Origin of the sequence: Candidatus Mycoplasma haematohominis (assembly GCF_902712995.1) — a bacterium.
Lineage (GTDB): Bacteria > Bacillota_I > Bacilli_A > Mycoplasmatales > Mycoplasmoidaceae > Eperythrozoon_B > Eperythrozoon_B haematohominis.
In genome coordinates this window covers 97,741-106,535 of the sequence record NZ_CACTIB010000021.1, presented here as the reverse complement: position 1 = coordinate 106,535, position 8,795 = coordinate 97,741, and the positions used below count along the sequence as shown (strand labels likewise).

The 8,795-nt window shown below is 31.0% G+C and carries 10 protein-coding genes and 2 pseudogenes; 10 read left to right on the top strand and 2 right to left on the bottom strand.

What is annotated here, in order from left to right; all coding sequences use genetic code 4:
• A pseudogene (locus tag H6411_RS04430) lies at positions 1-997 on the bottom strand (hypothetical protein); the annotation flags it as partial.
• 93 nt (positions 998-1,090) lie between these two features.
• Here H6411_RS04430 and H6411_RS04425 point away from each other — a divergent pair.
• The 10 genes and pseudogenes from H6411_RS04425 to H6411_RS04385 all read left to right on the top strand — a co-directional run bounded on the left by H6411_RS04425 (position 1,091) and on the right by H6411_RS04385 (position 8,287).
• Complete coding sequence (locus tag H6411_RS04425; RefSeq protein WP_216083437.1) at positions 1,091-1,612, top strand: restriction endonuclease subunit S; 522 nt, start codon at positions 1,091-1,093, stop codon at positions 1,610-1,612.
• A gap of 29 nt (positions 1,613-1,641) precedes the next feature.
• Complete coding sequence (locus H6411_RS04420) at positions 1,642-1,998, top strand: hypothetical protein (protein WP_216083436.1); 357 nt, start codon at positions 1,642-1,644, stop codon at positions 1,996-1,998.
• The gene (locus H6411_RS04415; RefSeq protein WP_216083435.1) at positions 1,944-2,339 is read left to right on the top strand and encodes a hypothetical protein; all 396 of its coding nucleotides are present in this window, start codon (positions 1,944-1,946) and stop codon (positions 2,337-2,339) included. Before H6411_RS04420 ends, H6411_RS04415 begins: the two co-directional genes overlap by 55 nt.
• Before the next feature lie 120 nt (positions 2,340-2,459).
• Positions 2,460-2,951, top strand: a pseudogene (locus H6411_RS05950) (restriction endonuclease subunit S); the annotation flags it as partial.
• Positions 2,925-4,226, top strand: a complete 1,302-nt coding sequence (locus tag H6411_RS04410) for a restriction endonuclease subunit S (protein ID WP_369408503.1) — start codon at positions 2,925-2,927, stop codon at positions 4,224-4,226. The pseudogene H6411_RS05950 and the gene H6411_RS04410, both read left to right, overlap by 27 nt.
• 341 nt (positions 4,227-4,567) lie before the next feature.
• Entirely contained in the window at positions 4,568-5,089 is a 522-nt protein-coding gene (locus H6411_RS04405; protein ID WP_216083439.1) for a restriction endonuclease subunit S, read from the top strand.
• A gap of 253 nt (positions 5,090-5,342) precedes the next feature.
• Entirely contained in the window at positions 5,343-5,729 is a 387-nt protein-coding gene (locus tag H6411_RS04400) for a restriction endonuclease subunit S (RefSeq protein WP_216083433.1), read from the top strand.
• A gap of 51 nt (positions 5,730-5,780) precedes the next feature.
• A complete protein-coding gene (locus H6411_RS04395) occupies positions 5,781-6,482 on the top strand; it encodes a hypothetical protein (protein WP_216083432.1) in 702 nt (233 codons plus the stop codon).
• 112 nt (positions 6,483-6,594) lie between these two features.
• Positions 6,595-7,770 carry a restriction endonuclease subunit S gene (locus tag H6411_RS04390; RefSeq protein ID WP_369408502.1) on the top strand — a complete coding sequence of 392 codons (1,176 nt, stop codon included), beginning with the start codon at positions 6,595-6,597 and terminating at the stop codon, positions 7,768-7,770.
• A 145-nt stretch (positions 7,771-7,915) separates the two neighbouring features.
• Positions 7,916-8,287: a hypothetical protein gene (locus H6411_RS04385; protein ID WP_216083430.1), complete on the top strand. Its 372-nt coding sequence runs from the start codon at positions 7,916-7,918 to the stop codon at positions 8,285-8,287.
• 3 nt (positions 8,288-8,290) lie between these two features.
• On the opposite strand, the gene H6411_RS04380 is transcribed toward H6411_RS04385, so the two are convergent.
• Positions 8,291-8,689 (bottom strand): hypothetical protein, encoded by a 399-nt coding sequence (locus H6411_RS04380; RefSeq protein WP_216083429.1) that lies wholly within the window; start codon positions 8,687-8,689, stop codon positions 8,291-8,293.
• Between the last annotated feature and the right edge of the window lie 106 nt (positions 8,690-8,795).

Below are 8,795 nucleotides of genomic sequence, written 5' to 3'. Positions count from 1 at the left end.
TAAATCTAAAAGTACCATCCTCCATCATCATATTCACAGTAATAAGCATTGGATCTCTTTGTATCATCTCACCTAACCTAGAGTGGAGTTTTACCTTAGCATAAGCATTAAATATCATACTTCACTGATTAGTTAAAGCCAAAACTGATTTCAATGCCTTTTCCAAATCTATAGGAGTGGCGCTAATTTTTACCCTATTTCAATTAATAAATTTCTGATCTGGAAAGTGTTTTAAGGCAGTTGGAGGATTAGATCCAGGAATATGCTTATTATGTAAAGCCTCCAACATAATATTTTTCAAATTATCCCTATACCTCATAAACCCTGTAGAGGTTGCCCCTTCCTGTTGCAAGAATAGATTTCATTTTTCATTTGAAGGGAAATCAAAGATCATAGGTGATTTAGGGAAGTTACTTGAATAGGTGTTTTCATAATTCTGAACTATGTTTTTTATACTTTCGCTCTTATATTTAGCTGGATAATCTCATTCTTTAATTGTGGTAATTTTATTTTCGTTTACTTCCTTATCTTGTCAATCTTTTGAAATCTTGTAAACATTACTTGTTACCCCTGATTTTGACTGTTGTTCTTTAGTATTCTTTAAAACAAATTCATCTACATCAAATATAGCTCTACTGTATCCTGCAAAAACTTGAGTACTGTCTATTTTGAAAGGTTGTTGCAATAAAGTTTTAAAAAAGACTGGCCATGGTCTTTGATTCTCTGGAGTTGATTTATCTTTGAAATAATTAGGATCAAATGACTGATTTATGATATGAACCCCAAAAGAAACGAGGTTATCCATTATCTCTTGTTTCTTTTTAGGATCTGTCAAAATTCCAATAGCTGCTTGACCGGTTGCTCAAGAATCAGTAATATTCAATCCACTTTTATCCTTATAGGAATCAATCTTGGAATAAACACTATGAACAAATTCATGGAAATTGCTCATATCATGCACAACCTTAACATCTAAAGCTTTCCATCCTGCAGCCATTCTTGTCTGCTCATAATAGTCACTTGTCTTAGTTATCGCAGGAGAAATAGGACTGTAGAAATAGATAGCGGGGGAGACATTGGAAAGAAACATTTGAACACAGGAAAAGATGCTTGCGTATTATGTCATGAAATAGGAACAACCTATAAATACTGCATAGAAAAATGTTTTTCATCAGTAGATAGAACATTAATTAAATCCAAGAAATGATGTTTTCCTGGAGATTTGTTGATTACTAATGGCGCTTTAAACGCAGAGTCAATAGGTTCAGTTTGTGCTTACGTAAACAGCAATAAATGTCTAATAGGAACTGATTTATTTATCGTAAGACACAATCAAAATCCTAAGTATCTCTCTTATGCCCTTTCCACTTGAAAAATAAGGAAACAAATAAAAAAATTTGCAACTTCTGGAGTAGCAACTCACATAAAGAAAAAAGATGTTCAAAATCTAAAAATTCCTTTACCTCCCCTAGAAATCCAAGAAAAAATAGTTAACCAACTAGAACCACTAAGAGAACTATATGAAAACTTAGAAAAAGGATTACCTAAAGAAATAGAGTTAGCTAAGAAAAGATATAAGTGCTATAAAGAACTACTAATCAATGTAAGTTAAAAATATTATTATCCCTTAAAAAAATAAACATGTTCCTAAATTTGATCAGAAAAAGGAAAATAATAAAACTAATATTCTCCCTCCTTACTCCAGAAGAAATAGATTCTCTATCAAGAGAATGCGCTGATGGAAAAATACTTAATTTTGAGAAGAGATTATCAGGAATGTTCGAAGACTTAATTCCTATCTATGGCTTAAAAAGAACCGAAGAAATTGTAAGAAAAGAGTTAAAAAAATTCAGACACTCTTCTCTTGAATACAAAGACGTTGTTCTTATTGAAAATCTAAGCATATTACTCTTTAAAAAAAGCTGATCTGAAAGATATTTAGATTGAAAAGAAAAGCAGGAAAGAGAAAGACTAAAAGGGCTATTAAAGTGATCATAAGTGTCTTTACTAAAAAAGAATTAGAAAAATTTAAATCTAAATTAAAGAAAACTACTCCTTGGCAAGAATTCCTAAAAAAATTTGGAAAATTAGAACCTAAATTTAATTTAAGAAAAACAAGAGTTATTGCGCTAAATGTAAAGACGAAAGAAATTTATCTTTTAGAAAAAAATAAAATCAAAAAATTTATTTCGAAATTTAGAATCTTGTTCTCGGATTCGAAAAATTTATTTTTTGCAAAATTTCTTAAATTTTTAAACTTATTCGGTTTAATTGCAGGAATAATATCGTCAATTGGAACAATTGTGCAATGAATATTTTCAACGAATAAATTCAAATAAAACTAATACTCGTCAACATAAATTTTCTTATTTAGACTCTAATTAATACATGGAGTCAATTACAACTCTACTAAATCAATTAACTAAGGGGGGGGTTGAAAATGAAAATCACTTGCAGATGTTATAGATATTCAAAGAGGCTTCAGTTTCGACGAAAAAAAATATAAAAAATCAGGATTGCCGATAATAAAGGTTCTAAACGTACAAAAAGGAAAAATAGATACGGAAAAACTAGTTTATTTTTCAAAAGAAGACTATTCAAGAGATCTAAATAAATTTCTTTTAAAGCCCGGAGAAGTTTGCATCACAACTTCTGGAGCTAGTTCAGGAAAAATAGCTTTTAATAATCACGAACAAGACTTTTATTTAAGTTCAACTGTTTGTAAATTACAAACTAAATCTGAAGTAAACCCTAAATATCTTTACTATTCTCTTCTGTGTTTTCAAAAAGAAATACATAACATTGTTCGTGGCGGAGCAGTAAAAGGTCTTCCCATAGAACAACTTAAAAAACTAAAAATCCCACTTCCTCCCTTAGAAATCCAGGAACAAATCTCTGAAATCCTTGATATACTTCGGGAATTAGTGAGGGAATTAGTGAGGGAATTAGAAACCGAACTCAAGCTCAGAAAAAAACAATATGAGTATTATTTGAACAAGCTCATTTCCGATGTAATTGAGAAAGGATGAGGGGAATATAAGACTTTAGGGGAAATTACAACAGAAATTTGTATAGGGGTCGGAGCCATTAAGTCTCAAATAGGGCAAGGAAATTATCCTTGCGTTCATTATGGCGAGATATATACTAAATTTGAAATTTGATTCGATGAATGCATTTCCAAAACAGACGAAAAATTAATAAAAGGAGTTAAATATGGCAATTATGGAGATTTACTAATTGCAAATGCTAGTACAGCAAAAACGGGAATTGGAAAGTGCTGTGCTTATTTAAGCCAAGAAAAAATAATTATTGGAAAGAACATAACTTTAATCCGCCATAATCAAAACGGAAAATACTTATCCTATGCTCTTGCAACAACTAAATCTATAAATCAAAAAGAGAAATTCGCCGTAACAGGTACCGTTACGGGAATAACTATTGCAAGCATAAAAAAACTAAAAATCCCTCTTCCTCCTTTAGAAATCCAAGAACAAATTTCCGAAATTCTGGATTCGTTTCGGGAGTTAGAGAGGGAGTTAGAGAGGGAGTTAGAAAACGAACTCAAGCTCAGAAAAAAACAATATAGGTATTATTTGAACAAGCTCATATCGGATGTAATTGAAAAAGGATGGGGAGAATATAAGACTTTAGGGGAAATAGCGATAGATATTTACAGAGGTAATGGAATTAAAAAAGAAGAAATAAAAACAAATCAATATCCATGCATTCATTACAGCGAAATATATACAAATTACGAAATTTGATTCGATAAATGCATTTCTTCCGTAGAAAAACAATTAATCAAAAATCCTAAATATTGTGAACATGGGGATTTATTGTTTGCCATCTCTAGTGTGATGGCAGAAAATATATCTAAATCCTGTACTTATCTAGGGAAAGAAAAAATAATTGTGGGCAGCGATATCGTTGTTCTTAAACATTCCCAAAATTCTAAATACATATCTTATGCTCTATCTACAAATCATGCACTAAATCAAAAAATAAAATACTCAACCGAAGGAACCGTTTCGCACATATCAACCAAGGCAATAAAAAAACTAAAAATCCCACTTCCGCCTCTAGAAATCCAAGAACAAATAGCTAATGCTTTAGATCATCTAAGAGAACTATGTGAAGATCTAGAAAAAGGAATACCAAAAGAAATCGAATTAGCTAATAAGCGATATGAATATTACAGAGATCTATTAATTACTGGAGAGAATTAGAGAACAGCCCTTTCTGTAAGAATAGATTCTAAAATTACATGAACACATCTTTAGTTCAAGCCGTTAGGGAACGGTAACAATTATTGCAAGCTCCACTACTACTTTGAAAGACGAATAGATAAAAAAATAACCTTATGGAAAAGAAGTAGAAAGTAATGAAAAGTAGGGCAGAAAATGATACGAAGAATTAGACAATCCCCCTTAGAAAAAATCTTATTTTTTAACTAAGACTACTAAATAAGTTCTATTCATTAGACTTCTAATTAATACATGGAGTCAATTACAACCCTAACAAATCAATTAACTAAGGGGGGGGTTGGGAATGAAAATCTCTTGGAGAAATTGCTACCGATATCTATAAAGGAAATGAAGTAGATAACAGTCAAATTGGTACTGGAAGTTATCCTTGTACCACTTATGGTTCGATATCTAATGCATTTTCGGTTTGATTTGACAAATGCAACTTCACAGTTAATCCATCTTTAATAAAAAACCCTAAATATTTTGAATGTGGAGATCTCTTAATAGTTGCAGCTAGCCAAGTTATTAGATGTATTGGAGATTGCTGTGCTTATTTAGGAAAAGAAAAGGCAATAGCAGGTGGAAACATGTTTTTGCTTACGCATAATCAAAATCCAAAATATCTATCATACGCTTTATCAACACACAATGCAAAGCTACAAAAACAAAAATACGCAAAAGAAGGAGCAATAGTAAGTATTTCAACAAACGGACTTAAAAAAATAAAAATTCCTCTTCCTCCTCTAAAAATACAAGAACAAATTTCCGAAATTCTGGATTCGTTTCGGGAGTTAGTGAGGGAGTTAGAAATCGAACTCAGGCTCAGAAAAAAAACAATATAGGTATTATCTGAACAAGCTCATTTCCGATGTAATTGAGAAAGGATGAGGAGAATATAAGACTTTAGGAGAAATAGCAATAGAAATTTATAGAGGTAATGGAATTACTAAATCTCAGGTAGGCAGTGGAAAATGTCCTTGCATTCTTTATGGAGAAATACATACAAAACATAACATTTGATTTAACAAGTGTTCCTCACTGATAGACGAGAAGCTAATAAAAAGCCCTAAATATTGTGAATACGGAGATTTAATCATGGCTATCACCAGTGAAAACTTAAAGGATATTGGTAAAACTTGCGCTTATTTAAGTAAAGAAAAAGCAATTGTTGGAGGTCATACAGCTATCTTTAAGCACAACCAAAATCCAAAATATTTGGCTTACGCTCTATCTACGAAAGAAATCAAAAAACAAAAAATTCAGCTAACACAAGGAGTAAAAGTTTTTGATCTAACTTCTACAGCAATTAAAAAACTAAAAATCCCCCTTCCTCCTCTAGAAATCCAGGAACAAATAGCTAATGCTTTAGATCAACTAAGAGGGCTATGCGAAGATTTGGAGACAGGAATCCCAAAAGAAATCGAATTAGCTAATAAGCGATATGAATATTACAGAGATTTATTAATTATTGGAAAAAATTAGTTAATCCCAGAGTTATAAAGACGAGTGCTAGAACTTTTACTTAGAGATCTTATGAGCATAACTTCAACCCAAGCAGGAGTAGGAGCGGCAACAATTATTGCGAGCTCTGCGATTACTTACGGAATTAAGAGCGCTTCAACAGAAAAAACATTTACTTCTGAATCCCATGATTATGGATGAAACAAAATAGGTTACAGTCTAAAAAATATCCTTGCAACAAATCTAATTAGCACTGATGCTTCCAATTATGAACTACTAGGAAAAGAAGCGAAAAAAGAATGACGAAAAAGATTTGCAGGAACTTACGCCTACAAAAGCAAACTAAGAAGTGCTAGTTTCTACTCTTTGTTTCCTGAAGATTTATTTCCAGAAGCCAAAGAACACAAAATTGACGCAGTAGGAATTAGGAAAGAAAAAGCAGAAAAGGAAGTAGAGCAGTTAAAAGAAAATGAGAAAGTAAAAGATAAATTAAAGAAATTCTATGGCATTTGTTGAAAAGTATCTAGGTTCGTGAAAGGAAAGAAATCTGATTCAAATTATTATGAAACTGCCGCTCTTAATTTCATAAGCAATTCTGACACACAGTTAGAAGAAAAATTAAAAAGATTCTTCAGAGATGCATGGGTTAGTTGCTCAGAAAATGGAAGCGCAATGGTTGGAAAAATAGATAAAAATTGACCTTATTGAAACGAAATTGAAAACAATGAGAAATGAGGAGGAGGGTGATATGAAGAACGCGACAAACCAATTTAGAAATAATAAATAGGTTCTATTCATTAGACTCTAATTAATACATGGAGTCAATTACATCCCTGCTGAATAAATTAACTAAGGGGGGGGTTGAGACAGAAAAACTCTAGGAGAAATTTCTACTGAAATATACAGTGGAGCAGGAATACCTAAAGAAAAATTAGGAACAGGAAAATTTCCTTGCATAACTTATCCAGAAATAAATGAAATATATGATGAATGCATAAAACAAACTATTTCCTTCACAGATGATTCAAAAATAAAAATAAAGAAATACTGCAATGAAGGAGATCTTTTAATTACAGAGGTTAGCCATACATTAGATAAATTGGCAACTGCTGCAGCTTATCTCGGGAAAAATCCATGTTTGCTAGGAATTCATGTCTTTTGCATAAAACACTGCCAAAATACAAAATATTTAGCTTATTGTTTGACAACTAGACAAATCCTATTTCAAAAACAAAAGTACTACAAAAAAGGAATAGCATTACATATAAGAAAAAACGATTTACAAAAAATAAAAATACCTCTACCTCCTTTAGAAATACAGGAACAAATAGTTGAAGTCTTGGATGCATTTAGAGAGTTAGTTAGAAAATTAATCAATGGATTAAAAGCTGAACTGAAACTCAGAAAAAAACAGTACGAATACTATTTAAACAGCATTATTTCAAATGTAATTGAAAAAAGATGGGTCGAATGAAAAACTTTAGGAGAAATTGCAACAGATATCTACAGAGGTAATGAAGTTGATAACAGTCAAATCGGTACTGGAAATTGCCCATGCATACAGTACACAGAAATATATACCGACTACGGAATTTGATTTAAAAAATGTATTTCGTACACTGACGAAAAATTAATAAAAAATCTTAAATATTGCTCATACGGAGATTTATTAATAACCGCTGCAAGTAATATGTCTGAAAATATAGGCAAAGCTTGTACTTATTTGGGAAATGAAAAAATAATTGCAGGAGCAGCGATGTTTGTGTTGAAACACGAACAAAATCCTAAATATCTCGCATATGCTTTATCCACAAACAACGCTAAACAACAAAAACAAAAACATGCAAAAAAAGGAACTTTAACTAACTTAGCAACTAATGGATTAAAAAGAATCAAAATCCCTCTTCCTCCCCTAGAAATACAAGAACAAATAGCTAATGCTTTAGATCATCTAAGAGAACTATGCGAAGATCTAGAAAAAGGAATCCCAAAAGAAATCGAATTAGCTAATAAGAGATATGAGTACTACAAAGAATTATTAATTATTGGGAACAAAAAATAAATTTCTCTTACAGAGAATAACCCGAACTCAAAATACATAAATAATTCATTTTTTAATTAATTAAATTACTTTTACATTCATCTAAAACAACCAAAACATAGAACCTTTAATTTTCACGCTGCCTCAAATCTTTTCTATCTAATTTGTGCACAAAAAGACCGAAAAGACAATAAAAGCAATAGTAGGAATCTTCTCAGAAGAAACACTAAATTTACTTGCAAGAACAACCAAAGATGGCAAAAAAGTAAGTTTTGAAGAACAACTAATTCAAGCATTCGGCTCTCTTTATCCTGTTTTTCCTATAAATCAAACTCTATGCGAAGTGACAAAAATAATCTTTACCCATAAAAAATATTTTCTAGACAGAAACTTAGATTACTGGGAAAAAGATATATCTATTTTTCTGTTCGGAAATCTTTTCGTGCCCAAAAGAACTATTTTTATTAGAAGAGGAATCTTTATATTGTCTACCTTTATACTTCCAATATTTTTATTCGTATTTCAAAAATATCTATAAAGGTTATTCCTTCGTATAAGTTGAATTTGTTTCATCCAGTTTTCTTGTTATTTCATTTATCTTTTTATGTCACCCTCTATTTAAAAACTCTAAGAACTTCTGATCCAAACTTTTTCTGAATAGAGCCTTTTTCAAATCTTCTATAAATTTATTCCCTTTAGTTATGTGATCGCTTTTAGAAACTGAATTGTAAGTTCTGAAAAATAAAACTTCATTTTCTATTATTTCTCTTGATTTTTTCAGACTATGAACAGGAATCAAATTATTGAAAAAGCCATTCAATAAATCTTCGAAAGTAAGAACAATATTGTCGTAACGTCAAGTTAAACTCTCGATTTCTTCTTTAGTTAAAAGAGAAAGAATCGACCTTATTATTTCCTTTCTCTTTGATTTGAAAAACATCTCTCTTCTATAATTCAGTAGATTTATAGCATATAGTCTTCCCTTATCTAATAAATAAAAGACTGATTGCAAGAGTTAACTACAAACTAATTCAGTGTCTTTTTTT